The sequence below is a fragment of the Selenomonas ruminantium subsp. lactilytica TAM6421 genome (assembly GCF_000284095.1).
Lineage (GTDB): Bacteria > Bacillota > Negativicutes > Selenomonadales > Selenomonadaceae > Selenomonas_A > Selenomonas_A lactilytica.
On record NC_017068.1, the window covers coordinates 2228766 to 2255700 of the forward strand.

Sequence of the window (26935 nt, forward strand, 5' to 3'; positions counted from 1 at the left end):
AAAGAATCTGAAAACACTGTGATTGACTATGAAAACAATCTGTAAGGAAACAGTTATCCGCGGATCTCAATACTCCACACTGTAAAGATACAGACCGCAGGCAGGGGCTGTGGCACTGGCCTGATGCCTGTCCAGACTGGCAAATATCTCGGCAAAACGCTCAAGGCTGATGCGCCCCAGCCCCACATTGGCCACAGTGCCAATGATGTTCCTGACCATATGATAGAGGAAGCCATTGCCATAGATGGTGAATTCCAGCATATCGCCAGGCTTTGCCTCGACTTTGGCTTCATAGATGGTACGCACCGGACTCATAGGGGCACCGCCCGCAGCCCGGAAGGCACTGAAATCGTGTTCGCCCTTGAGCATATCCAAGGCCTGCTGCATCAGCTCCACATTCAACGGACGCCGCTCATACCAAGCATAGCGGGCCGTCAGCGGATTGGGCGTTGTCCCCTGCTGGATGCGATAGATATAGGTCTTGGCCTTGGCGCTATGACGGGCACTGAAATCAAAATCCGCCTCCCAGGCCTCTTTCACCACAATATCATCCGGCAGCAGGCTGTTGACCGCCATGGGCACCTTGTCGATGGGAATGCTCCCATTGGTGAAGAAATTCACCACCTGCCCATAGGCATGGACGCCGGCATCAGTACGGCCTGAGGCCGCCATTTCAATGGTATCGCCAAAGATAACCGCCAGCTTGCGCTCCAGCACATTCTGCACCGCCACTACCGGCGGGCTTTGGCGCTGGAAGCCATGGTAGGCCGTGCCATCATAAGCCACCTTCAGCGCAATATTGCGCCTGCGGGCCTTCATTTCCTCTTTATGTTCACTTTTCATAAATAAAAACTAACTCCTAATCCCACGCTGAGCAGGGCGAAAACCACCATAGCAGTATAATCCAGCCCCGCCAGCTTCATTTCCTTCATGCGGGTACGGCCGGCACCGCCCCGATAACATCTGGCCTCCATGGCCATAGCCAGGTCATCGGCCCGGCGGAAGGCCGACAGAAACAGCGGCACCAATATGGGCACCATATTCTTCAGGCGCGACAGGACACTGCCCGTCACAAAATCTGCCCCCCGCGACTGCTGGGCCTTCATGATCTTATCCGTTTCGCTGATCAGCGTCGGAATGAAGCGCAGAGCAATGGTCATCATCATAGCCAGTTCATGGGCTGGCAAACCAACTTTTTTGAAGGGCGATAACAGGCTTTCCAGGGCATCCGTCAATTTCAGCGGGCTAGTAGTGAAAGTCAGCAAGGTGCTCAGCACAATCAACAGCATCAGCCGCACGCTGATCAAAACGCCCTGCTCCACACCTTCCTGGGTGATGGCAAACTGCCAGACGCGGCAGAGTTCCTTCCCCGGATGGCTGAAGAGATGCAGCACAAAGGTAAAGATGATGATCCACCACAAAGGCTTCAGCGAGCGCAGCACCATGCGCAGGGGCACACCGGAGAACAGAATCAGGGCCAAGGTCACCAGAATCATGATGCCATAGACCGGCGCGCGGGTGAAAACAAAGACCTCCATCAACAGGATAAGCAGCAGCAGGATCTTCACCCGGGCATCCAGCCGATGCAGGAAAGAATCCCCGGGGAAATACTGCCCAATCATGATATTATTCAGCATAGATGGAAAACCTCCCCAAGGGATTTCAGCCCCGCCTCCGGGGTAATCGCCTCCACATTCACCGGCAAACCTGCCTGTTTCAACCGTTCCATAATCTGCATGATCTGCGGCTTTTCCAGCCCTGTTTCCTTTAGCATGCTATCCTGCGCAAAGATTTCCATGGGACTGCCTGCGGCCCGCAGCTTCCCGCCCTGCATCACCACCATCTTATCGGCCATTTTGGCGATGTCTTCCATGCTATGGGACACAAAGACAATGGTGAGTTTCCACTTCTTATGCAGGCGCTGGATTTCAGCCATCAGCTCATCCCGCCCACGGGGATCAAGACCTGCTGCCGGTTCATCGAGTACCAGATACTTTGGCCGCATGGCCAGCACACCGGCCATGGCCACCCGGCGCATCTGACCGCCGCTCAGGGCAAAGGGCGACATATCCTTGAACTTGTGATAGTCCAGCCCCACCAGCTCCATGGCCTGCCGCACTCGTTCCTCGACCTCATTTTCTTCCAACCCCTGATTTTGCGGACCAAAGGCAATATCCTGGGCGATGGTTTCCTCAAACAGCTGGGTTTCCGCATACTGAAAGACCATGCCTACCTGCTGGCGGGCATGCCAGGCCTTGATCTTGCCTTCCTTATCCTTGGCATTGATATTGACACCATCCACCAGCACTTCCCCGGCAGCCGGCGACAGCAGGCCGTTCAGATGCTGTACCAGGGTGGATTTGCCGGAACCGGTATGGCCCGCAATGGCGGTAAAACTGCCTTCCTCAAGAGTCAGTGTCACATCATCCAAAGCCATGCGCTCATAGGGAGTCTTGGGCATATAGATGTATTTTACATTTCTCAGTTCAATGGACATAACGAGCCTCCAGCGCGGCAACCAAATCATCATCCGTCAGGATATTCTGAGGCAGCTGCATACCATGGCGACGCATCTGCCAGGCCATTTCCACCGCCAGCGGTACCGCTAAGCCCAGCTTATGCAGGCGTGGCGCATCGGCAAAGACTTCTGCCGGCGTTCCCTGCTGCACCAGCTGACCATGCTCCATCACCAGCACGCGATCAGCCCGGGCAGCCTCGTCCATAAAATGGGTGATGCACAAAAGCATCAGCCCCCGCTCCCGATGCAGCCGTTCCACGGTGTCCATGACCTCACGACGCCCCTGGGGATCGAGCATGGCCGTGGCCTCATCGAGAATCAGGCACTTCGTATCCATGGCCAAGGCTCCGGCAATGGCCACCCGCTGTTTTTGCCCGCCACTCAGCAAATGAGGGGCAAATTTGCGGAAATCCTCCATGCCCACGGCCTGCAGGGCCATCTCCACCTGCGCCCGGATCTTTGCCGGTTCCATGCCCAGATTTTCCGGGCCAAAGGCCACATCATCTTCCACCACACCGGCAATCAGCTGATTGTCCGGATTCTGGAACACCATGCCCATCTGCCGGCGGATCTGCCAGACTTCCTGGGGGCTGCGGGTATCCATGCCTGCAATCCGGCATGCGCCGCTGGTGGGCAGTAAAAGCCCATTCAAATGCCGGGCCAACGTGGATTTGCCAGAGCCATTGGCTCCCAGGATCGCCACGAATTCCCCAGCTTCAATATGGAAACTCACATCCTGCAGCGCTGTGAACTCCTGTTCCGTCCCCTGCCCGTAGATGTGCGTCAGATTTTCTGCTTCGATAAATGACATTTACTCTTCCTCACGATAGAATCACACAAATTTCATTATACCGCATTTCAAGGATTTTACAAAAAAGAAGTTGTCGCTTATACTAAAGCTGAACAACTTCTTTAGGAAATGGTGATATTATGCAATTGGAAATAGCCGATACCTTTTTCCGCCGCTTCTGCGGTCTGATGCTGCGCAAGAAACTGCCTGCAGGCAAAGGCCTGCTGATTGCCCCCTGCAGCAGCATCCATATGTGCTTTATGCGCTTTGCCATCGATGCGGTCTGGGTGGACAAGGATATGAACATCCTCAAGATCAGCCGCAATGTCAGGCCCTGGATAGGCCTTGCCTGGTGCCCCAAAGCCTGGGGCGTCGTAGAAATGACCGCCGGCGAAGCCGACCGGCTGGGACTTCAGCTTTCCACCAAAATCCCTTTCGAGCGCAATTCTTCCTTGATGGCGGACAACGCCTCATCATCGGGAACCCGCACCGTATGAAGGTGCACACCGCCAGTCACCACCAGCAATGGTGTTGCCTGGCATTTTTTCATCTTGCTGATGAAATTCTTGATATCCCGGCGGCTGGTGAGCAGCAGGTCGCTTTTCAACGGGCCGTAAACGGGATGCTCCACGATCACATCCATGACTGCACCACCGTTATCCACAATGGCATTGAGTTCCGTTTCCATATCCTCGGCCGTATGCTTGCAGATCAGGGTATGCAGCTGCTGACTGTCGTGTTTTTCCTCCTGCAGCATGAAATAGCCCCTTGGCGTGGCATAGATCTTCTGCCCCTCTGCCCGCAATATGCTGATATCGCCAACGATAATCTGACGGCTGACGCCCATTTCCCGGGAAAGTCTCGTCCCTGTCAATGGCTGCACAGCCCCCTGCAGACGCCGCAGGACCTCTGCCCGGCGTTCCTCTGTAGTCATACTCAAATCCTCCCGCAATTTTTATAACAAAAAAGCTGCCTTGCGGCAGCTTAAATTTCAAATGGTGGGCGATAACAGGATCGAACTGCTGACATCCTGCTTGTAAGGCAGGCGCTCTCCCAGCTGAGCTAATCGCCCGAATGGTGACGCGTATGGGATTCGAACCCATGAAGCCGCCGTGAAAGGGCGGTGTCTTAACCACTTGACCAACGCGCCATGGCTCCCCGAGCAGGATTCGAACCTGCGACATATGGATTAACAGTCCACCGTTCTACCGGCTGAACTATCGGGGAATTCCTTGGTGTGTCTCACCAACGAAAATTATTATACGACACTTTTCCGGAGAATGCAACCCCTTTTTTTAACTTTTTTCAAAAAAAGTTTAAATTATTTTTTGTGCCGCCAAAAACACTGCGATTCCACTGTCATTATTGCTGGCAGTTACGGCCTTGGCCACGGCTTTCACATCGTCGGGAGCATTGCCCATGGCCACGCTCATGCCCGTGTATTCCAGCATAGCCAAATCGTTGTAGTTGTCACCAAAGGACAGGGCCTCTGACTTGTCAAAACCATAATGCTGCAGGAGCACGGCAATCCCTGCCGCCTTGGACACCTTGCCATCCATGATTTCCAGCAGGATATCCGAGGAACGGGCCACCTGGAACTGGGGATAATGCTGCTGGAAATACTTCTCCGCCGCCGCACAGTCCGCCGGTTCGGCCATCAGGAGAATCTTATGGGGCAAAATCCCCTGCTTCAATAACGCGTCAAAATCCGCCTGCTCAGCCTGCGCCGAGGTGATGTCCTCCTCTCGCTTAACGCGCGCGTCGGCTTTATCCGTCACATACCAATGATGGGCACTGTAAAAATTCACCGTCACTTTTGGAAAAGCCGCAGCAATATCCCCCAGCAGCTGCCGCACCGGCGCCGCTTCCATAAAATCACTGGCCAGCTCCTGCCCTTCCCGATCCAGCACATAAGCGCCGCTATAACAGATAATCGGCATCTTGATCCCCATATCTTCCGTAATCGGATAAATCGCCTCCGGCATCCGAGCCGATACCAGCACAAAAGGAATATCCTCCGCCACCAGCTTCTTGACCGCATCTTTCGTCTGACTTGTCACTTCATGCTGACTGGTCAGAACCGTACCGTCAATATCGGAAAACACAATCTTCACATTTGACATAATAATCCCCTCCAAGGATATTATGACATATTATGAAGGAATGTGCCAGAGTGAAAAAGACAGTGCCCCTTCTGTAAGAAAATCGACAACAGCCCCTTCCACCACCTGCGGTGGTCCCCTCCCCCCAAGGGGGAGGCTGAGGGCAACTTGCCCTTGCGAAATTTTTATCTCGAAAAAAGAAACGGCTTCGGGGTACTGCATTAGCCAAAGGCTCGTACCTGATAGCCCGCCCCGTCGGGGAGGGGGGACCGCCGCAGGCGGTGGGAGGGGCTCCCAGCTCTCTTTGACATGACAAAGACAACCATAAGCGGTTGGAACTTGAACATGTCATTTACCTTTTTGCAACTTTTCCTTTACCTGCATATCGATATAAGCACATACTTCAGCAAACTTTCGCTTTATATCGCCATTAGTAAACCGCAGTACGCAAACGCCAAGTTTGGCCAATTCTGCTGTCCGCGCCTCGTCATACGCACGATTTTCGGTTTCGTAATGCTGTGCACCATCTATTTCAATAGCCAGTTTCGCCTGATGGCAGTAGAAATCCAAAATGTAGTTCATAAACGGCCTTTGTTTGTAAAATTTGAGCTGGTAGCTTTGCAGGTAGTCGTACCATAGGTGCTTTTCTTCCGGTGTTAGGTTCTTCCTTAGGTTCTTGGCATTTTGTTTGGCTTGGTTGGTGGCGTACATTGTTTTTGCCTCTTTGATACTGTCGCTGCTTTTGCCCCTTCCACCGCTGCGCGGTTCCCCTCCCCCATTGGGGGAGGCTTAAACAACTTGGCTTTATGGAACTTTCTCTCTCGATAGGGAGACTGGGAGGTGGCGTTAGCATGTTAGACCCACGTCATAGCGCAAGACAGCTGCTGCCTGCCACGCGTCTTTTGCCTCGACCCCCAAATCGTGGTAATCAGATTCTGTCTCTCTTCGCATCCTCAGCAATAAGCTCTTCCAGCCGTCCCACGGTCATATCTTTCTCGGAATACACGGTAATGCCATGCTTTTGCAACAGGGCCGTGGTCACGCCCTGCCCTTTGATTTTCTTACCGTCGAAGTTACCGCCATGGATTTTCTTGACGCCGCAGGAGGGGCTGCCTTCTTTGAGGATGGCGACTTTCGCATGGTAGGCTTCGGCAATCTTGAGCACCTTGTCGGCACCGGTCAAGAGGTACTGAGTGGTATCCATGCCGTTCTCGTCCATGGCTTTTGCTTTGCCCGTGAGGACTTTCTTGCCCGTGCCGCCCTGGATTTCCATGGCCGGTCTCGGGCAGGGCAGCATGGCGAAGCATTCGGGGCAGACGGCGATAAAGCGGCCCCGCTCGTTGTATTTTAGCAGCAGATCATGGGTATTGGCTCCCCCGCTGAATTTTACCTTATGGCCTAACAGGCAGGCACTTACCAGAATCATCTTCGATACCCCTTTCTCCCAAACACACACACATTTATACCTAGCTTTTTCGCCAACGACTCCAAAGAATCCTCTTTTAATTCCTGCCCGGCTGCCAAGGGAATCGCTGCGCAGGTTCGTGCATCATCCATGGCATTATGATGCTGGAAATCAATATGCAGATGGGTGCCCACCGTATCCAGCTTATGATTCTCCAAAAATGGCCAGGCCTTGCGGGCAATGGCCACTGTATCGCAGTAAGAAAAATCCGGTGCTGCCAATCCCTCCGTTGCCAGACACGCGCTCAAAACACTCATATCAAAGCGGGCATTATGGGCCACCACAATCCTGCCCTCCAAATGGCTTTTGAGTTCCGGCCAGATTTCGGCAAAGGTCGGCGCATTTTTCGTATCCTGCGGGGTGATGCCATGAATCTGCACATTGAAGTAATTGTACTTATTCATGGGCGGCTGAATCAACGTATAGTAAACGTCCTTCATCTGGCCATCTTCCACGGCAGTGACAGCCACACTGCAGGCCGAATTGCGACAGCCCGTAGCCGTCTCAAAGTCAATGGCGGCAAAGTTCATCATAAATCAATCGTTCCTTCTTCTCTATAAAATATAATTCTTGTAAATATAAATAAAAACGGACAAATCCACCCTGACCTAATGCCAGGGTGGATTCCCCAATTTATATGCTTTTATAATCGCTTATTTACGCTTGCCCTGCAGATACTCGTCAATGGCAGCGGCAGCCTTGCGGCCAGCACCCATGGCGAGGATTACCGTAGCGGCACCCGTGACGATATCGCCACCGGCGAATACGCCCGGCTTGGACGTTGCGCCGGTCTCTTCATCCGCAGCGATATTGCCGCGCTTCGTAATATCGAGGCCCGGCGTGGTCTGGGAGATGATGGGATTCGGGCCCGTGCCGATGGACACGATGACCGTTTCCACTTCCAGATCGAATTCGGAACCGGCAATCGCTACCGGACGGCGGCGGCCGGATTCATCGGGTTCGCCGAGTTCCATCTTGATGCAGCGCATGCTGCTAACCCAGCCGTTCTCATCCCCTAAAATCTCAACCGGGTTGTTGAGGAGCTTGAATTCGATACCCTCTTCTTTTGCATGCTCGACTTCTTCCTTGCGGGCAGGCAGTTCTGCCTCGCTGCGGCGATAGACGATGTAGACCTTCTCAGCACCCAGACGCAGAGCCGTGCGGGCCGCATCCATGGCCACGTTGCCGCCGCCGATAACGGCTACATGCTTGCCGATCTTAATCGGCGTAGCATATTCCGGGAACTTGTAGGCCTTCATGAGGTTGCAGCGGGTCAGGAACTCATTGGCGGAATAAACGCCGCTGAGGCTTTCGCCGGGGATTCCCTGGAAACGGGGCAGACCGGCACCGGTGCCGATGAATACAGCGCTGAAGCCTTCTTCCTCCATGAGCTCATCCACCGTGAACAGGCGGCCGGCTACGGAGTTCAGTTCAAACTTCACGCCCAATTTTTCCAGATTGGCGATTTCCTTCTTGACCACGCCATCCTTCGGCAGACGGAATTCCGGAATGCCATAGGAGAGCACGCCGCCCGCTTTATGCAGAGCCTCAAATACCGTCACCTTATAGCCCTTCTTGGCCAGGTCACCGGCACAGGACAGGCCGGAGGGGCCGGAACCGATGACGGCAACTTTCTGGGCATCATCAGCGTATTCGATGGGCTTCACTTCCTCATTCTTGGCCAGCTGACGGTCAGCTACGAAGCGTTCGAGACGGCCAATGCCAACGGATTCACCCTTTTTCGCCAATACGCAGTATTTCTCACACTGATTTTCCTGGGGGCAGACACGGCCGCAGACTGCGGGCAGGGCGTTGCTTTCCTTGATTTTGGCAATGGCGCCATCAAAATCCCGCTCCTTAATCTTGCCGATGAATTCGGGAATGTCAACGGACACGGGGCAGCCCTTGCGGCACTGAGGCACCTTGCAGTGCAGGCAGCGTTCTGCTTCGGCTACTGCCGTTTCCTCATCGTAGCCCAAAGCCACTTCGTCAAAGTTATGGGCGCGGACCTTCGGGTCCTGCACCGGCATTTCATGTTTCTTCAAAGACAGAGCCATCGTTTATTTCCTCCCCAAACCAATGCGGCAAATATGATCTTTTTCCTCGGCCTCCATGTCGCGATACATGCGCTGGCGGCTCATGAGTTCAGGGAAATCCACCTTGTGACCGTCAAATTCCGGACCATCCACGCAGGCAAATTTCGTTTCATCACCTACGGTTACGCGGCAGCCGCCGCACATGCCCGTGCCGTCTACCATGATGGGGTTCAGGCTCACAACCGTCGGAATGCCCATGTCACGGGTAGCATCAGCCACGCTCTTCATCATGATGACCGGGCCGATAGCCGTGATCTGGGCAATCTTCTCGCCGCGGTCCACCAGTTCCTGCACGGCATAGGTAACAAAGCCCTTGATGCCGCGGGAACCATCGTCGGTGGTAATCAGGATTTCATCGGTGACTTCGGACATTTCCTTTTCCATAATCAAGATGTCTTTCGTCTTGGCGCCCATGATGGCGATGACCTTGTTGCCTGCTTCCTTCATGGCGCGGGCAATGGGGAATGTGGGCGCAACGCCGATACCGCCGCCTACCACAACCACGGTACCATCAAACTTCTTGACTTCCGAGGGCTGGCCCAGAGGACCGGCAAAGTCCACGATGCTGTCGCCGGCTTCCTTGGCAGCCAGCGCCATGGTGGAGGCACCGATTACCTGGAACACGATGTTGATGATGCCTTTTTCGCGGTCAAAGTTGGCGATGGTCAGAGGAATGCGCTCACCTTCCTCATCCACACGCAGAATGATAAACTGACCGGCAAGACACTTCTTGGCCACGCGTGGGGCTTCGATATCCATGGAGAAGACGCTGGGGGACAGCTCTTCCTTTTTCAGAATCTTAAACATGATTCACTCTCCTAAATACACACATAATCTCAGGCAAGTACGCCTGCCAAATACGCTTCCAAATCGGTCCTGATGGGCATCAGATACACATTGGCATCTTCCTTGTCTGCCATCTCCATGACCTGACGGGAAAAATCCACGCTCCACTCAAGGGTAGGCTGGAACTTCTTCGGGAACACCACGTTGTTCTTGCGCTCCCAATAGCTCTGGGAAGCGGCGGTGACCACAGGGGACACGCCCCAGTAGACCTCAAGGCCATCCAGCATATCCATATACATTTCCAGCATACGCATATCGAAGAAGGGCTGGGTAAAGAACCCGGCGGCACCGGCCTGTACCTTACGGCGGGTGCGATAGAGCTCATGGCGCATGGAAGATCTGTACTGGTCAATGCCCGCATAGACCTTGACCTCCGGCATCTCCTCCCGGAACTTGCGGATGACATCCGTGGATTCCGTGGGATAAACCTCGTGGGTCATGCGCTGGGGCGGATCGCCCTGCACCACCAGCACTTCCTTGATGCCCTTTTCCCGCAGATAATCCTTCATGGGCAGCTCTTTGTCGAGATCGATATCCATGGCACGGATATGGGGCATGGACATGGCAAAATACTCCTGAGCAATTGCCGAACCTTCCCAGCTGCGGGTGTCAAACCGCAGTAAGTCAGGGATATTGATGACATCAATCTTGCCTTCATACTGCTTCAGGAGCTGTAATTCGCCGCGCAAAGTCTCCTCGTCGCGGGGAATCAGCTCCACGGATACTCGTTTCATAGGCTGCCTCCAGACTGTTTGTTAATCTGTAAAGATAATAAGCTACACGAATACTATTGTAAAGTTTTTCTTATGAAAATGCAAGCAAAACCACCAAACAGCGTGAAGGAAAACTCCCCCTGCAAAGCGAATAAATGCAGTGATAATGTTTTTAGAGGAGGCAGGAAACATCATGGGGAAAATCGATATTGCCAAAGGTCAGTTCTTCCATCGCAAAGGCGATGAAGTCAAGGATATCGCCCTTATCCTCAAAGGCAGTTTTACCCTCAATGGCGATGCTGATATCAGCTTCACGGCCCACAACGGCGCCATTATCGGTGCCTTTTACCAAAGCGGCGATAAATATCACTACGACTATCAGGCAGCTGAGGACTGCACCCTCTTTGTCTATGACTACAATGACGAAGACGATCTGAGTTCTGCCATCAGTGCCACCCCCGCCATTGCCCCGGTTATGGCCACGGCCAGCATTGCTTTGCTGAACAATATGCTGGAAACCCTTGACGTTCTCTACGATGATGCCATAAATCTTTGTGAAGGCCTGAAAAATGATTACTGTGATTACAAAAATATCTGCACTACCCTGATGATTCCTCCCCAGAAATTCGATCATGTCAATGACCTGCTGCCACCGGGAAAGCCTGCCATGCTTACCGGCTGGCAAACTGCCCTCTGCCATGCCTTTCAGGAAAAGAATGACCTGCTACGCAAGGAATGCTATCCTGCCGATGTAAATTTCTGCATTGGCGCCGTCATGCTGGCCTCCCAGCTGGCTCAGCAGATCCATCCCCAGCTGGACTTTATCACGGGTTTCATCAAGGATGCCAAAGCCTTCACCAACGACTTTACCAGCGAATACCGCTGCCAAAAATCGAAGCTGGATGAAGCGCAGCGACAGGAAGCTATGGAAGCCGGCAGCGGCAATATCCCCAAGATTGAAAATGCCCTCCATACGATTCTGGCCTTTGCCGGACTGGGGCACGAACTCGACGAGGTCATGGCCAAGGATATCCGCGCCTTTATGAAAGCCCCGGACAAGACGGAAAAATCTGCGGAGATGCGCCGTCTGCGGGGCGATATCACCAAGAACTTCTTCACCATTTATGAAGCTGCCTTCTTCAAGAGCCTCGAAGCCGATACGATTCCGGCAGAAGTGAAGATGTTTTTCCTCTTTGGCTTCATCGACGAGGAACTGGCCGGCGAGGAAAACACCGCCACCCTCTATCGTCATGCGGTCCTTTGGGAAGATGACAAGAACGGCATGGTCATCCCCGCTTATGACTGGCTGAAAAAAATCTATCTGGGCGAAGTTCCCCCTTCCAAGGATGAATTCGACAATGACTGGCCCGACCATCTGAAAGAGGAAGTGCGGCAGGGCAATCTGAAGCAGGCTGAGGCCGATAACATGCTGGAGGATACCACGGCCATGGTGCGCTTCGAGCTGCAGAGCATGATTGCCAGCGCCAATAAGATGACCTATGGCAGCATCTTCTCCTACATCCCCGCCTTCTATGCCCAGGTTGTCTCCCGGCCACTGGATACCTGTCTGTCCACCGCGGTAAAAATCACCAAAGCCCTCAATCATATCCGCTCCATCGACTACAGCTGCTTCTACCGCCCGGCCTATGCCTCCTATCCGGAACTGAAGATCAACCGCTTCGACTACAATAAAGAGGTTTTGCCCTATATCATCCTGATGCCCAACTATGGCAGCCGCGGCCTCATGTGGCAGGAAATCGAAGGCCGCCGGCGCACCACACCCTCCCATATGGTACTTTCCATCTTCCATTCCGAAGATATCGAATCCACCCTGATCAAGATGTGTGCCCAATTCCGTTGGGAGATGTGCAAACGCATTCAGGGCGTGCGCTACAGCGATGTCACCGAGCCTTCCCTGACTGCCGAATACTGCAACTACCTGCAGTTCTACAAGAAAAACTCCACCCTGTCTGCCGATATGAAGGAAAAGGTCAAAGGAGCACTCAAACGCTGGGGCAACAGTTACAGCAAGGTCTTTGCCGCCGAATACGAGCAGTTTGTCAAAAATGAATCCGAAGGACTGCCACGCCTCAACAAAGTGGCCCGGGAGATCCTTTTCAAATACTGCACCTTTGGCCGTGAATACCGGGATGCTCTGTCCATCAATCCCCAGTACAAGCCGCTGATTGACCGTTGGAATATCGCCCATGATGACAAAGTCCGTACCCTGGATCTCTTCGCCCGCAGGATTCTCGGACAGGTAAAGGAGCTGCCGGAAGAAGTGCAGTTGGAAAAAGATTTCCTGAAATTGTAAAACAACTCACAGACAGCAAATCATAAAAGTCCGTGATGAACATTCCTTAAACGCTCAACGTAAGGAAAAGTTATCACGGACTTTTTACATTGTATCTGTTTTAGAATCCCGCCGTCTTATTCTCCACCATGCGGAAGAGTTCGGATTCTTCGGGAATCTGGGTGTAGTTCAGGATGGTCTTGTGCAGGCCTTTTTCCTGAATGGTATCCTGTACCTCCTGCGCCTCTTTGTCGCCAGCATAGTCGAAGTGGAACGCAGCGCCAATAACGGTAGCCAGGGCCGCAGGTTTCTGCCCTTGGGCCAGCAGCTGGGAGGCAGGGCTTACAAGTCTGTCCTTGGCGCCCAATTTGCGCTTGGGGCCACGGGCCACCCGCGTCACTTCGTCGCTCAGATGGGGATTGCGGAAGCGGTTTTCCGTGGTCTTGATGTATTCCTCATGCTTCTGCGGATCAAAACCGAATTTATGCACCAGCAGGTCGCCGGTTTCCTGCCAGACCTTACGGGCCATATCCACGATGCTCTTGTCCTGCATGGCGCTGTAGATATCCTTGATCCCCTTGCGATAGGCCAGATAGGCAATGGAGGCATGGCCCGTGTTGACGGTGAAGAGTTTGCGCTCGATATAAGCTTCGAGGTTCTCCACCCAGGTGAGGCCCTCAATCCGGGGCGGTTCACCCTTGGCCTGGGTCACATTGGCATCCCATTCGGCATAGGGTTCCACCTGTACCAGCAGGGGATCATCGTTTTTCTGCAGGGGCACAATCCGGTCTACTGCCGCATCGGGGAAGCCGATATACTCTGCCACCGCTGCTTTTGCCTCTGCCGGCAGATTTTCCTCCACAAAACCTTTGAGCACCGTAGAGCCGCCCACCATGTTCTCACAGGCGATGACATTGAGGGGCTCGTGATTATGCTTAACCCGTTCTGCCAGACCTGCGGCCAGGTTCGGGGCAATGAATTTCAGGATGTTGGGGCCGATGGCCGTGGTGATGATATCGGCTTCGCCAATGGCTTGGATGAGTTCTTCCGGATGCTCGGCGCTGTTGATGGCCCGCACATGTTCCACATGGATGATTTCCGGCTGGTCGCCCACAATCTTGATATCATAAGCGCGGCGCTCATTGATAAGATCCACCAGTTCCTTATTCACATCAACGAAGGTTACCTCATAACCAGAACGGACTAAAAGTTCCCCGATAAAGCCTCTGCCGATATTGCCTGCACCAAAATGAATTGCCTTTTTCATGATATTTACCTCCAAAATTCGTCAAAAAAATTGTCCCTTTTCCCCAGGATAGACTCCTGCCAGGAAAAGGGACATGTTTATTTATTTGTCAGTTTGCCAACGCAAAGCGCTCGTAGAGAACATTTGCGTCTTTTGTCTTGTAGAGCTGTTCCAGCTCCTCATCACTGCATTCATCCATGGTGGCGGCGATATTGGCCAGGATGGAGAGATGATCGTTGTCCTTGCCGGCAATGCCCACGAGGATATGGGCGGTGTCGTTGCCGAACTTAATGCCTTCAGGATACTGGAGCACCACGATACCGGACTGACGGATGGAGTCCTTGACAGCGGCTTCGCCATGGGGAATGGCAATGCCTTTGCCCACATAGGTGCTGATATCGGCTTCGCGTTTGAGCATGCCTTCGATGTAACCTTCGTCCACAAAGCCTGCTTTAACCAGAGCTTTGCCGGCGGCGGTGATAGCTTCTTCCTTGCTCACGCTTTTAAGGCCGAGCTGGATATTCGTGAGGTCCAAAACGTGTTTTTCGCGGGAACCGGACTGACCGGCAGCCATTACGCCGTCCATCTTGTTTTCGGAAAGGCGGGCGATAATCTGCTCAAACACATCATTCTGCGTGAAGTTGCGCACAAGGATATGTTCAGCCTGCGGCGAATCTTCCATGGCACGCTGTGCCAGTTTTTCATGGGTGACGACAATCTGCGCCTCCTTGGGGATATTGCCGATGGCGGCGTTGGTTACGGAGATATGCGTGTAACCTGCATTGCGCAGTTTCTTGCGCAGGCTGGCAGCACCGAGAGCGCTGGAGCCCATGCCGGCATCACAGGCATAAACGATATTCTGCAGTTCGCTGCCGCTGATGCGTACAGCACTTACGGCTACCTGACCACGCTGTTTGCGTTCCTGCATAGCGGCTTTTGCTTCTTCGAGGGATTCGCCGCTTTCTTCTGTGGCGGAAACTTTAATGAATACCGAGGCTACGGCACAAGAAACCACCGTGGCTACGAGGAAGTCTGCCATGTTCGCGATAAAAGCACCTTTCGGCGTCATGGCGAGCACGGCGATAATGGACCCCGGAGAGGACGGAGCGATAAGGCCGCCGCCTAAGAGCTGCAGTGTTGCTACACCAGCCATACCGCCGGCGATAACGGCAATCAGGAGAATCGGCTTCATGAGGACATAGGGGAAGTAAATTTCATGGATACCGCCGAGGAGGTGAATAATCATCGCACCGGGGGTGGAATCTTTGGCCATGCCTTTGCCGAAGAACCAGTAAGCCAGCAGTACGCCAAGGCCGGGGCCGGGATTTGCTTCGAGCAGGAAGAACATGGACTTGCCAAATTCTTCGGCCTGCTGAATCCCCAGCGGTGAGAGCACGCCATGATTGATGGCGTTGTTGAGGAAGAGTATCTTCGCCGGTTCAATGATAACGGATGCCAGCGGCAAAAGACCTGCTGCCACAATGCCTTCTACGCCAGAGCGCAGCACGCCATTAGCAGCCAGCACCACGGGGCCGACGCCGACAAAGGCGAGCACGGCCAAGACACCGCCTAAGATACCTGCCGAGAAGTTATTGACGAGCATTTCAAAGCCCGTGGGAATCTTGTCCTCGATGACGGCATCAAATTTCTTCATCAGGTAGCCAGCCAGTGGGCCCATAATCATGGCACCCAGGAACATGGGAATGTCGGCACCGGCGATAACGCCCGCCGTGGCAATGGTACCGACCACGCCGCCGCGATGTTTATAGACAGCCGCACCGCCGCTATAACCTAAGAGCAGGGGAATGAGCCATTTGCTCATGGGGCCGCCCACCTGCGCTAAGTATTCATTGGGCAACCAGCCCGTGGGAATAAAGAGCGCCGTCAAAAAGCCCCAGGCGATAAATGCACCAATGTTCGGCAAAACCATACCGGACAAAAACCGGCCAAATTTCTGCATGGCTTCCTGAAAGTTGAAGCCCTTGGCAGAAGCTGTCGCTGTACTCATGGATTACCCCTCCATCAATTCCTTGTATTTCTTGGCATGAAATTCCTGGAATATGCGGACCAATTCCTCGTGAATCAGCCGCTTGTTCCCTTCATGCAACACTTCGATAAAGCCCCACCGCTCCAACAGGATGGCGGATATATAACCAATTGTCTCTAATTCATACGCACTACATTCCTTCGGTGCCACCATCACCGCCGCCGTGCGGATCCGCTCCGTCGGTTCAGCGGGATAGAAGAAGAATTCTCCCATATGCACGATGCCAAAGTGAATGCTCTGTATGTGATTGCTGCGGCAGTGCAGCAGGATCAGATGATTGCCACTGACTGCCGTGCTGCCCTTGTCCTCCCGGGCCAGCAAATCCCGGGCAATAGCTGCCGCTGCAGCTTTTTCCTCGCTGATCTGCCTGCCTGCGAGCTGGGCAACACCCTGCACCGTCATGGATTCTGCATCTTCCGCGAAGAAAAATCCATCCAGCAGGGTAAGGATGCTCTGCTCGTAAGCGGACAAGATCCGCAGGGCCTCCACAAAAGGCAAGCGCTTTGTGCCCTTTGGCTGTTTCTCTGCTACGCTGCCTGCGCTGTTATCCAGCAACGCATCGATCTTTTCCTGATCGTCAGGACTCAGCAGCGCGCTTACCACCACCACCGGCAGCGGCATATGCCGGACCGGCACGGTGGCAATGATGAAATCAGCCTCGTGGCTGGCGAAGTATTCCGGCGTGAGCTGCAATGTCGATACCATATCATGGACGATAAGGTTATCATACATCTGCCGCAGACGGCTGGCCAGCAGGCGGCTCGTCCCCATGCCCGTAGGACAGGCCACGATGACCCGCCGCTCCAGCTTTTTGAGCGTCTGGGTATCATTGAGCGCCGCCCCGAGATGCATGGCGATGTAAGCAATTTCCTCTTCCGGGAAAACGACTTCTAATTCCTGCTCAATCTCCCTCACCGAACCAGCCGCCAGCTGCATCAGTTCCGGATACTCCTGATTCATCTCTCCCAGCAGGGGATTGCGAATCGGCATCCCCATTTTCAGCCTGCTGATGGACGGGCCCAAATGATTGACCAGCCCCGTCAGCAAAGCAGAATTGCGATATAATTTCTGACCACTGAGCCGCTCTGCCGCGCCCATGATCGCCTTGGCCATGCGCACCAGATGGAAATTGTCCAGTGATGCGGGCATGCCCTGCGGCTGGTAACGGCTGCGGGCTCCCAGGATATGCATGGCAATATAGCCTGTTTCTGCCATATTGATTTCAATGGCAAATTCCTGCGCTATTCGCTCCCCCAGCTCCCTTGCCAATGCAAATTCCCGTTTTTGCTGCAATTCCTGCAGCACTTCCGGCGCCAGGTTGATGGGCTCATGACGGCGGATACGCTGTACTGCCAGTGCCAGATGCACCAACAGCCCCACAAATGCCTGGTCGGAAAGTTTTTCCTTCAGACCCTTTTCGGTCTGGCGGATCAAGCGTTCCAAACGCTGGATGATTTCTTTATCTACCAGTTCCAGTAGGTATGAGGAAGCCTTGTCTGCTGCCTGCTCATCTTCGGTGAGATTGGCCTGCACCAGCTGCAAAAGCTGAGCCTCGCCTACATGTTCATAAATATACGTTACGATTGCCTGCCGGATATCCTGTTCCCGGCCCTCGATATAGACACCCAGCCCCGGCTTGCGGACAAGTTTCAGCCCATGTCCCTTAAACCAGCCTTCCAGCTTGTCCAGATCGTTGCTGATGGTGCCATCGGTCACGCCCAAGAGTGATGCGAGGGCAAAGAGCTTTACCGGCTCTTGATTGGGAAGCAGCTGGCTCACGATGATCGAGCGCCGCTCCTCCGGAGAAAAAGTTCTGTCATTCACCTGCCCCAAGAATTCCCTGAGCGAAGCCTGGGCCTCGGCGCCGCCGTCAATCTGGTAGCCCGCCCCCTTCTTTTTGTTCAGGTTCAGGCCGTATGATTTCAATGCTTCCGCCACGGCCGGCAGTTCCCGGGAAACCGTCTTCGTGCTGACGCCCAGCTTTTCCGCCAGTTCCGCCGCACTCTGACCGCCGGATTTCCCCTCGGTCAGCATCTTCAATATTGCTGTCGTTCGCTCACGCAGATTCATCTTCACTTTGCCTCCTATGATCACTCAGAAGCGTATCGAAACCGTTTTGTTTTCCTCTTGTTTCGATGGTTTTATTATAAGGTTTATTCTGGTTTTATACAAGTCAAAGACATTCAATCTTGTCCCGGACAAAAATGGACAAAAATAAAGAATGACGCCATTGCCAAAATACCAGGGATGCTATAAAATAGAACAATCATTATTTATAAAGGAGTCTCTAACCTCTATGACCAATAGCGAAAACGAATGGGACAAGCTGCTGCATATCAGGACCACCGGGCGGGATGATACCATCTCCGACCTCACCCGGTATCCCTATGAGCCAACGGATTACAACGTCCTCGAACAATTGGCCGGCAGCGGCTATATCAGCAGGGAGAATACCGTCGTGGACTATGGCTGCGGCAAGGGCCGTGTCAGCTTCTTTCTGAGCAGCCAGACCAAATGCCATACCATCGGCATCGAATACAATCCCCGCCTCTATGCGCGGGCCTGCAGCAATCAGGAAACCGCCCCTCGCGGCAACCGCGTCACGCTCCTCCAAACCGACGCCATGGACTTTGTCGTCCCTGCAAAAGTTGACCGCTGCTTCTTCTTCAATCCCTTCTCCGTGGAAATCCTGCGCACCGTACTGGAGAATCTGCAAAAATCCTGCCAGGAGTCCCCCCGGGAAATCCTGCTGATCTTCTACTATCCCTCCCCCTCCTACACGGAATACCTCGCTACCGTTTCCCATCTGACACTGATTGATACCATTGCCTGCCGTCCCCAGGGAAAATACGGGGACACCAGGGAAAAGCTGCTGATATTCCGTCTGGCCTGCGCTTAATATTTTATATGCCAAAAGAGAGAACCAACCAATTGGTCAGTTCTCTCTTTTTGTATATGGAATTATGCTTCTACCGTATCGGTTTCCGCCGTTTCTTCAACAGCTTCTTCTACCGGTTTCGGATCGTTATCCACAATCTTGAGGTTGCGGTAACGGCTCATACCCGTACCAGCCGGAATCAGCTTACCGATGATAACATTTTCCTTGAGGCCGATAAGCGGATCAACCTTGCCCTTGATGGCGGCATCCGTGAGTACACGGGTGGTTTCCTGGAAGGAAGCAGCCGACATGAAGGAATCGGTGGCCAGAGATGCCTTGGTGATACCGAGGAGGATCGGTTTGGCCACAGCGGGTTCGCCGTTTTCCTCGATAGCCTTGGTGTTGGCCGTCTCGAACTGGTTGATGTCGATGTACTCGCCAGGCAGGAAGTCCGTGCTGCCGGATTCTTCAATCTTGACCTTATGGAGCATCTGACGAACCATGACTTCGATATGCTTATCGTTGATCTCAACGCCCTGGGACTTATACACTTTCTGTACTTCGTATACCAGATAGCGCTGGGTTGCCTGCAGGCCGCAAACCCGAAGGATATCATGCGGATTGATGGAACCTTCCGTGAGCTTGTCACCCGGCTTCAGATGCATGCCCTGCTTGGCAGCCATACGGGCGCCATAGGGGATTGCATATTCGCGGGCTTCGCCTTCGTCCGGAACAATCGTGACCTTGCGCATGCCCTTACCGGAATCTTCCACTTCAGCACGGCCTTCGATCTCAGCGATGATGGCATGGTGCTTCGGCTTACGTGCTTCGAACAATTCTTCGACACGGGGAAGGCCCTGGGTGATATCGTCACCGGCAACGCCGCCGGAGTGGAACGTACGCATGGTGAGCTGTGTACCCGGTTCACCGATGGACTGAGCTGCGATGATACCAACTGCTTCACCGATTTCAACCTCTGCCTGATTAGCCAGGTCGCGGCCATAGCACTTGATGCAGACGCCGAACTGGGACTTACAGGTCAGCACGCTGCGGATGGATACGCGGTCACGTACCTTTTCGATGCGCTTAGCCAGCTCTTCATCCACCGTATCGTTGATGGAAGCAATGCGCTCGCCCGTAGCCGGGTCATCGATATTTTCAGCCAGCACGCGACCCACGATACGTTCAGCCAGGGATTCGATGATACCATCGCCTTCCTTGATGGCTTCGACTTCAATACCACGGACATTGTTGTTGCGCACGCGGATTTCCTTGGCATCAGATGCCAGGATCGTATCGATGAGCTCAGCCGTAAGCTTCGTGCCGGCAGCCACAACTACGTTGTTTGCAGAATCTACCACATCGCGGGTAATTTCCTTGCCGCTCATTTCGTGAACCATGGAATCCTTAGCCTTGACACGGGCAGCCTCGTCCGGCTCGCCCAGCGTGATGGCTTCGGTAATCATGGCATTGCTGATAGCAGCTTCGGATGCCAGGGAGGAACCACGGACCATGATCTCGCGGATTTCCTTTTCGCCAATGACGGCCAGCTTCTCTTCGTCGAGGATGGTATCCCGGGCAAAGAGGACTTCCTTCGTCTCCGGATCGAAGACATCGGCACCCAGCAGACGGCCCATCAGGCTGTCATTGAGGATTTCCAGTGCGTCGAAGGTGGACTCGGCCAGTCTTGCACGAGCCTGTACCAGGTTCAGCGTGGAAATATCGCAGTCTTCTTCACGGACGATGACATCCTGTGCCACGTCAACCAGACGACGCGTGAGGTAACCGGAGTCAGCCGTACGCAGTGCCGTATCGGCCAGACCTTTACGGGCACCATGGGAAGAAATAAAGTAATCGGATACGGACAGGCCTTCACGGAAGTTGGCCGTGATCGGCAGGTCGATGATCTTACCGGACGGATCAGCCATGAGACCGCGCATACCGGCCAGCTGACGCATCTGCTGTTTGTTACCGCGGGCACCGGAGTCAGCCATCATGAAGATGGGGTTGAAGGCGTCCATGTTGTCCATCATGGCGTCAGCCACGTCATCGGTGGCCTTGGACCAGAGGTCAACAACCTTGTGGTAACGTTCTTCCTCGGTAATCAGACCGCGGTCATAACGACGCTCAACCTTGTTGACGATCTGCTGCGTATCGTTGATGATGGTCTTCTTCTTCGGCGGCACGATAACGTCAGAGATAGCAACGGTCATACCGGCTACGCAGGCGTAGTGATAACCGAGGTTCTTGACATCATCGATGACATGAGCCGTTTCCGTGGCACCAAAGGCGTTGTAGCACTTGGCAACCAGCTTACCCAGCTCTTTCTTATTCATGAGCACGCCCAGGCACCACTGGTCGGACTCTTTATCTTTGTAGTAGTAACGGATTTCCTGCGGCAGGATCTCGTTGAAGATCATGCGGCCCAGGGAGGTCTTGACGAGGCCATAACCTTCGATGCGGCACTGGATAGCAGCCTGCAGGTCGAGGTCATGCTGCTGGTAAGCCAGCAGTGCTTCGGCAATACCCGTGAGGACTTTGCCTTCGCCCTTGGCCCCGGGACGGATATTCGTCAGGTAGTAGGAACCCAGAACCATATCCTGCGACGGAACGATGATAGGCTTACCATCTTTCGGTGCCAGGATGTGGTTGGCAGCCAGCATCAGGATGCGGGCCTCCGTCTGTGCTTCGGAGGACAGCGGCAGATGGATAGCCATCTGGTCACCGTCGAAGTCAGCGTTGTATGCCGTACAAGCCAGCGGATGCAGCTTCAGGGCACGGCCTTCGGTGAGTACCGGCTCGAATGCCTGGATACCCAGACGATGCAGCGTCGGGGCACGGTTCAGGAGAACCGGATGCTCTTTGATAACGCCTTCAAGAACGTCCCAAACCTCAGGTTTAGCACGTTCCACCATGCGTTTGGCGGATTTGATGTTATGCGCAGAACCGGAAGCAACCAGCTTCTTCATAACGAAGGGCTTGAAGAGCTCCAGCGCCATTTCCTTCGGCAGACCGCACTGATGCAGTTTCAGTTCCGGGCCGACAACGATAACGGAACGACCGGAGTAGTCAACGCGCTTACCGAGCAGGTTCTGACGGAAACGGCCCTGCTTACCTTTCAGCATATCGGAAAGGGATTTGAGTGGGCGGTTGCCCGGGCCCGTAACTGGACGGCCGCGGCGGCCGTTATCGATCAGGGCATCGACAGCTTCCTGCAGCATGCGCTTCTCGTTGCGCACGATGATGTCCGGCGCACCGAGATCTAAGAGTCTCTTCAGGCGGTTGTTACGGTTGATCACACGGCGATACAGGTCGTTGAGGTCGGACGTTGCGAAACGGCCGCCATCGAGCTGTACCATCGGGCGCAGTTCCGGCGGAATGACCGGAACGACATCCATGATCATCCAGGACGGCTTGTTGCCGGATTTGCGGAATGCTTCCACAACTTCCAGACGGCGGATAGCACGAATTTTCTTCTGGCCGGAAGCCGTGCGGACTTCCTTGCGCAGAACTTCGCTCATGCGTTCCAGATCAAGCTCGTCGAGGAGTTCTTTGATGGCTTCGGCACCCATGCCAACACGGAAGGTGTTGCCATATTTTTCCAAAGCATCGTGGTATTCCTTTTCGGAGAGCAGGCTCTTCTTCGTGAGGTCCGTGTTTTCCCCGGAATCCAGCACGATGTAGTACGCGAAGTACAGAACCTTTTCCAGCGCGCGCGGGCTGATGTCGAGGATCAGGCCCATGCGGCTCGGAATGCCCTTGAAATACCAAATATGTGAAACCGGCGCAGCCAGTTCGATATGTCCCATGCGCTCGCGGCGGACTTTTGCGCGAGTTACTTCGACACCGCAGCGGTCGCAGACAATGCCCTTATAGCGGATACGCTTGTACTTACCGCAATGGCATTCCCAGTCACGGGTCGGGCCAAAGATACGCTCGCAGAACAGACCATCGCGCTCAGGTTTGAGGGTACGATAGTTGATGGTCTCCGGCTTCTTGACCTCACCGTAGGACCACTCGCGGATTTTGTCCGGAGAGGCCAGACCGATGCGCATCGAATCAAAATTATTTACATCCAGCAAAGAGATGACACTCCCTTCTTATTCCTCACCATTATCCGCATCTTCTGCACCCGGCTCTACGATAGAACCAAGGCTGCCGATATCGGCAATGATGTCGTCCGGCTTCTCATCATCAGAGGGTGCCCCTTCATCATAGGAGTCCTCTGCTTTCGGTGCAGCTGCACCTTCCTGGCTGGGATCTACGCCCGCCACATCAAAGTCAAGTTTCTTGGCCGTCTCGTTGATATCTTCATCATCCTCATCCTGCAAGGAGATTTCCTTGGCATCTTCGTTGAGGACCTTGATATCCAGACCAATGGACTGCAGTTCCTTAATAAGTACCTTGAAGGATTCAGGCACACCCGGTTCGGGGATGTTCTCACCCTTGACGATGGCTTCGTACGCTTTGACACGGCCGACCACATCATCGGACTTGACCGTCAGGATTTCCTGCAGGGTATAAGCAGCGCCGTATGCTTCCAGCGCCCAAACTTCCATTTCGCCGAAACGCTGACCGCCGAACTGAGCTTTACCACCCAGCGGCTGCTGCGTAACGAGGGAGTACGGGCCGGTAGAACGGGCATGAATCTTATCGGCAACCAGATGATGCAGCTTGAGGAAGTACGTGCAGCCAACGGTTACGCGGTTTTCGAACGGTTCACCGGTACGACCATCGTAGAGCACCGTCTTGGCATCGTCAGCCAGACCGGCAGCGCGGATGGTACCGAATACAGCTTCGTCGCTCGCACCGTCGAAGACTGGCGTTGCAATGTGCAGACCAGCCACATCCGGAATTGGCATGCCATTCTTGTCAAAGTCATAACCTGCTTCACGCAGACGGGCTTCCACGGTGGGATCGCCATCCTTGATCTGCTGGCCCAGTACCTTGACGGCCATACCCAGATGCGCTTCGAGAATCTGACCGATGTTCATTCGGGACGGCACGCCCAACGGGTTCAGCACGATATCAACCGGCGTACCATCGGGCAGGAACGGCATATCTTCCTGACGCATGATGCGGGAAACGACACCCTTGTTACCATGACGACCTGCCATCTTATCGCCGACGCTGATCTTACGCTTCTGAGCGATGTAGACGCGCACGAGGCGATTTACGCCAGGCGGCAGTTCGTCGTTGTTGTCGCGGCAGAAGATCTTGACATCCACAATCTTGCCCTGTTCACCATGCGGCACACGCAGGGAAGTATCACGGACTTCGCGGGCCTTCTCACCGAAGATGGCGCGCAGCAGGCGTTCTTCAGCGGTCAGTTCCGTCTCGCCCTTCGGCGTTACTTTACCAACAAGGATATCGCCAGGACGCACGTCAGCACCAATGCGGATGATACCTTCATCATCGAGGTCTTTGAGTGCTTCTTCGGCAACATTGGGGATATCACGGGTGATTTCCTCAGGGCCGAGTTTCGTATCACGGGCATCGCATTCGTATTCTTCGATATGGATGGACGTGTAGAGGTCACGTTTTACGAGGTTTTCAGACAGCAGTACGGCGTCCTCGTAGTTGTAACCTTCCCAAGGCATGTAGGCAACAACGATGTTGTAACCCAGTGCCAGTTCGCCATGGTCCGTAGCCGGGCCGTCAGCGATGGGCTGTTTTTCCACCACTTCATCGCCCTTGTAGACGATAGGAATCTGGTTGATGCAGGTTCCCTGGTTGGAACGGATGAATTTCTGTAATTTATAATGGTCAAGCTCGCCATTCTTCGTGCGGACATCGATGTAATCAGCCGTTACATTCTCAACCACACCGGCACGTTTGGCCAGGATCATGACGCCGGAGTCGCAGGCTGCCTTGTATTCCATACCGGTACCAACGAGCGGTGCCTGCGTACGGAGCAGAGGTACAGCCTGACGCTGCATGTTCGCACCCATCAGGGCACGGTTCGCATCGTCGTTTTCGAGGAATGGGATCATCGCCGTAGCGATGGAGAACACCTGACGCGGGCTCACGTCCATGTAGTCAACGGTTTCACGGGCATGCAGACCAGTTTCCTCGTTGTAACGAGCCGTTACACGGGGATTCACGAACCATTCGTTTTCGTCCAGCGGTTCGTTGGCCTGTGCGATTACAAGCTCATCCTCTTCATCAGCGGTGAGGTAACGCACTTCGTCCGTTACGCGCTGGGTTTCCTTGTCCACACGGCGGTACGGCGTTTCCATGAAGCCGAACTGGTTCACGCGGGCATAGGTTGCCAGCGAACCGATCAGACCGATGTTCGGGCCTTCAGGAGACTCTACCGGGCACATACGGCCGTAATGGGAGTTATGTACGTCGCGGACTTCGAAGCCTGCGCGTTCACGGGACAGACCGCCCGGGCCCAGGGCCGACAGACGACGCTTATGGGTAAGTTCGGACAGCGGGTTGTGCTGGTCCATGAACTGGGACAGCTGGGAGGAACCAAAGAATTCCTTGATGGCTGCCACCACCGGACGGATGTTGATCAGAGCCTGCGGCGTGATGACATCCACGTCCTGGATGGTCATGCGCTCACGTACCACACGTTCCATACGAGACAGACCGATGCGGAACTGATTCTGCAGCAGTTCGCCTACCGCACGTACGCGGCGGTTGCCCAGATGGTCGATATCATCCGTGCTGCCCACACCATCCATGAGGTTCAGCAGATAGTTGATGGAAGCGATGATATCATTCTTCGTGATGGTACGGTCATGGATGTCCAGCGTCGGCGAGCACAGGAGTTTCATGCGGCTGCCATCCTTCTTCAGGAGGTACAGCTGTACGATATTGCCTTCGCCGAAAATCTGGCGTTCACGTTCCACGTCAACTGCATCCAGCATGTCTTCCGTAACCACTTCATTGGCCGGAACGACGATTTCGCCGGTTTCCATGTCCACGATTGGTTCAGCCAGGACCTTGCCCAGGATGCGGCGCTTCCATCCCAGCTTCTTGGTGAGTTTGTAGCGACCTACCGTAGCCAGGTCATAGCGCTTCGGATCGAAGAACAGGGAATCCAGCAGCTGCTGAGCATTGTCTTCGTTGGCGGGTTCACCCGGACGCAGACGGCGGTAAATCTCGATGACAGCCTTGCCCTGAGACTTCACGTCCTCGCCATCGCGTTCCAGCGTGTTCATGATGCGGGGATCTTCGCCAAAGAGGTCGATGATCTCTTCATCAGTAGCAAAACCAAGGGCGCGAATGAAGTACGTCACCGGCATCTTACGGGTACGGTCGATGCGGACGGAAACCACGTCATTGGTATCCGTTTCGAGTTCGATCCATGCACCACGGTTCGGAATGACCGTTGCATTATAAAGATGCTTACCAGTCGGATCGATTTCTTCTCCATAATATGCACCTGGAGAACGAACCAACTGGCTGACGATAACACGCTCTGCACCGTTGATGATAAACGTACCGGTATCCGTCATAAGCGGGAAATCGCCCATGAACACTTCCTGCTCTTTAATTTCGCCTGTCTCACGGTTGATAAGACGGACATTTACGCGGATTGGAGCAGCCAGCGTGACGTCACGCTCTTTGCACTCGTCGAGCTCATACTTCGGCTCGCCCAGCGAGAAGCTCTCAAAGGACAGCACGAGATTACCCGAGAAGTCCTGAATCGGCGAAATGTCATTAAAGATGTCCTGCAAACCTTCATCAAGGAACCACTGGTAGCTGTTCCGCTGGATATCCAGCAGATGCGGCATCTCCATGACTTCCTTGATTTTAGCATAGCTATACCTGGTTCTTTTGCCTACCGGCACAGGATTAAATAACAAATCCTTCACCCCTTAGCCTGATTTTACTAGAATATTATTTCCTGAAATGAAGGGCAATAGCGCACGCCTAAAAAGACGGAATGGATGAACAAGAAAAAAAACAAGGTCTAACCAAAATTTT

The 26935-nt window shown here is 53.9% G+C and carries 20 protein-coding genes and 3 tRNA genes; 3 read left to right on the forward strand and 20 right to left on the reverse strand.

The window, feature by feature from the left end; translation table 11 throughout:
* Positions 1-66: 66 nt before the first annotated feature.
* From truA to SELR_RS10920, 4 genes are read right to left on the reverse strand one after another with little or no spacing between them, the layout of a single operon-like run.
* Positions 67-843 carry a tRNA pseudouridine(38-40) synthase TruA gene (truA, locus tag SELR_RS10905; protein WP_014425283.1) on the reverse strand — a complete coding sequence of 259 codons (777 nt, stop codon included), beginning with the start codon at positions 841-843 and terminating at the stop codon, positions 67-69.
* On the reverse strand, positions 840-1637 hold the full coding sequence (locus tag SELR_RS10910) for an energy-coupling factor transporter transmembrane component T family protein (protein WP_014425284.1): 798 nt from the start codon (positions 1635-1637) through the stop codon (positions 840-842). The genes truA and SELR_RS10910 overlap by 4 nt, the downstream gene beginning before the upstream one ends.
* Entirely contained in the window at positions 1631-2497 is an 867-nt protein-coding gene (locus SELR_RS10915; RefSeq protein ID WP_014425285.1) for an energy-coupling factor transporter ATPase, read from the reverse strand. Before SELR_RS10915 ends, SELR_RS10910 begins: the two co-directional genes overlap by 7 nt.
* Positions 2487-3329, reverse strand: a complete 843-nt coding sequence (locus SELR_RS10920; protein WP_014425286.1) for an energy-coupling factor transporter ATPase — start codon at positions 3327-3329, stop codon at positions 2487-2489. The genes SELR_RS10915 and SELR_RS10920 overlap by 11 nt, the downstream gene beginning before the upstream one ends.
* A 119-nt stretch (positions 3330-3448) precedes the next feature.
* On the opposite strand from SELR_RS10920, the gene SELR_RS10925 reads away from it, so the two are divergent.
* Positions 3449-3805: a DUF192 domain-containing protein gene (locus SELR_RS10925; RefSeq protein WP_041914395.1), complete on the forward strand. Its 357-nt coding sequence runs from the start codon at positions 3449-3451 to the stop codon at positions 3803-3805.
* On the opposite strand, the gene SELR_RS10930 is transcribed toward SELR_RS10925, so the two are convergent.
* From SELR_RS10930 to SELR_RS10980, 11 genes are all read right to left on the reverse strand, one after another.
* Positions 3721-4242, reverse strand: coding sequence for a transcription repressor NadR (locus tag SELR_RS10930; RefSeq protein WP_014425288.1), 522 nt, complete (start codon positions 4240-4242; stop codon positions 3721-3723). The genes SELR_RS10925 and SELR_RS10930 overlap by 85 nt on opposite strands.
* 62 nt (positions 4243-4304) lie before the next feature.
* Positions 4305-4380: transfer RNA gene (locus SELR_RS10935), tRNA-Val, on the reverse strand.
* A gap of 3 nt (positions 4381-4383) precedes the next feature.
* A tRNA-Glu gene (locus SELR_RS10940) sits at positions 4384-4458 on the reverse strand.
* Between the two features lies 1 nt (position 4459).
* A tRNA-Asn gene (locus SELR_RS10945) sits at positions 4460-4535 on the reverse strand.
* 89 nt (positions 4536-4624) lie between these two features.
* Positions 4625-5431, reverse strand: a complete 807-nt coding sequence (locus SELR_RS10950; RefSeq protein WP_014425289.1) for a Cof-type HAD-IIB family hydrolase — start codon at positions 5429-5431, stop codon at positions 4625-4627.
* A gap of 327 nt (positions 5432-5758) precedes the next feature.
* Positions 5759-6121 (reverse strand): endonuclease domain-containing protein, encoded by a 363-nt coding sequence (locus SELR_RS10955; protein WP_014425290.1) that lies wholly within the window; start codon positions 6119-6121, stop codon positions 5759-5761.
* A gap of 217 nt (positions 6122-6338) precedes the next feature.
* Entirely contained in the window at positions 6339-6836 is a 498-nt protein-coding gene (locus SELR_RS10960; RefSeq protein ID WP_014425291.1) for a 2-thiouracil desulfurase family protein, read from the reverse strand.
* Positions 6833-7408, reverse strand: a complete 576-nt coding sequence (locus SELR_RS10965) for a 3'-5' exonuclease (RefSeq protein ID WP_014425292.1) — start codon at positions 7406-7408, stop codon at positions 6833-6835. The genes SELR_RS10960 and SELR_RS10965 overlap by 4 nt, the downstream gene beginning before the upstream one ends.
* Positions 7409-7528: 120 nt before the next feature.
* Positions 7529-8932: an NADPH-dependent glutamate synthase gene (gltA, locus tag SELR_RS10970; RefSeq protein WP_014425293.1), complete on the reverse strand. Its 1404-nt coding sequence runs from the start codon at positions 8930-8932 to the stop codon at positions 7529-7531.
* A 3-nt stretch (positions 8933-8935) separates the two neighbouring features.
* Entirely contained in the window at positions 8936-9778 is an 843-nt protein-coding gene (locus SELR_RS10975) for a sulfide/dihydroorotate dehydrogenase-like FAD/NAD-binding protein (RefSeq protein WP_014425294.1), read from the reverse strand.
* 29 nt (positions 9779-9807) lie between these two features.
* The gene (locus tag SELR_RS10980) at positions 9808-10551 is read right to left on the reverse strand and encodes a methylenetetrahydrofolate reductase (RefSeq protein ID WP_014425295.1); all 744 of its coding nucleotides are present in this window, start codon (positions 10549-10551) and stop codon (positions 9808-9810) included.
* Positions 10552-10723: 172 nt separating this feature from the next.
* Here SELR_RS10980 and SELR_RS10985 point away from each other — a divergent pair, with 172 nt between their 5' ends.
* Positions 10724-12844 carry a DUF8509 domain-containing protein gene (locus tag SELR_RS10985; protein WP_014425296.1) on the forward strand — a complete coding sequence of 707 codons (2121 nt, stop codon included), beginning with the start codon at positions 10724-10726 and terminating at the stop codon, positions 12842-12844.
* Between the two features lie 100 nt (positions 12845-12944).
* Here SELR_RS10985 and SELR_RS10990 read toward each other — a convergent pair whose 3' ends face one another.
* From SELR_RS10990 to SELR_RS11000, 3 genes are all read right to left on the reverse strand, one after another.
* The gene (locus SELR_RS10990; RefSeq protein ID WP_014425297.1) at positions 12945-14090 is read right to left on the reverse strand and encodes a mannitol-1-phosphate 5-dehydrogenase; all 1146 of its coding nucleotides are present in this window, start codon (positions 14088-14090) and stop codon (positions 12945-12947) included.
* Positions 14091-14178: 88 nt separating this feature from the next.
* Positions 14179-16077: a PTS mannitol transporter subunit IICBA gene (locus SELR_RS10995; RefSeq protein WP_014425298.1), complete on the reverse strand. Its 1899-nt coding sequence runs from the start codon at positions 16075-16077 to the stop codon at positions 14179-14181.
* A gap of 3 nt (positions 16078-16080) precedes the next feature.
* Entirely contained in the window at positions 16081-18186 is a 2106-nt protein-coding gene (locus tag SELR_RS11000) for a BglG family transcription antiterminator (RefSeq protein ID WP_014425299.1), read from the reverse strand.
* Between the two features lie 226 nt (positions 18187-18412).
* Between SELR_RS11000 and SELR_RS11005 the strand changes: the two genes are divergently transcribed.
* Positions 18413-19015: a class I SAM-dependent methyltransferase gene (locus tag SELR_RS11005; RefSeq protein ID WP_014425300.1), complete on the forward strand. Its 603-nt coding sequence runs from the start codon at positions 18413-18415 to the stop codon at positions 19013-19015.
* A 62-nt stretch (positions 19016-19077) separates the two neighbouring features.
* Here the strand turns inward: SELR_RS11005 and rpoC are convergent, their stop codons facing one another.
* Both rpoC and rpoB read right to left on the reverse strand, forming a co-directional pair.
* A complete protein-coding gene (gene rpoC, locus SELR_RS11010; protein ID WP_014425301.1) occupies positions 19078-23076 on the reverse strand; it encodes a DNA-directed RNA polymerase subunit beta' in 3999 nt (1332 codons plus the stop codon).
* Positions 23077-23094: 18 nt separating this feature from the next.
* Positions 23095-26814, reverse strand: a complete 3720-nt coding sequence (gene rpoB, locus SELR_RS11015) for a DNA-directed RNA polymerase subunit beta (RefSeq protein ID WP_014425302.1) — start codon at positions 26812-26814, stop codon at positions 23095-23097.
* Between the last annotated feature and the right edge of the window lie 121 nt (positions 26815-26935).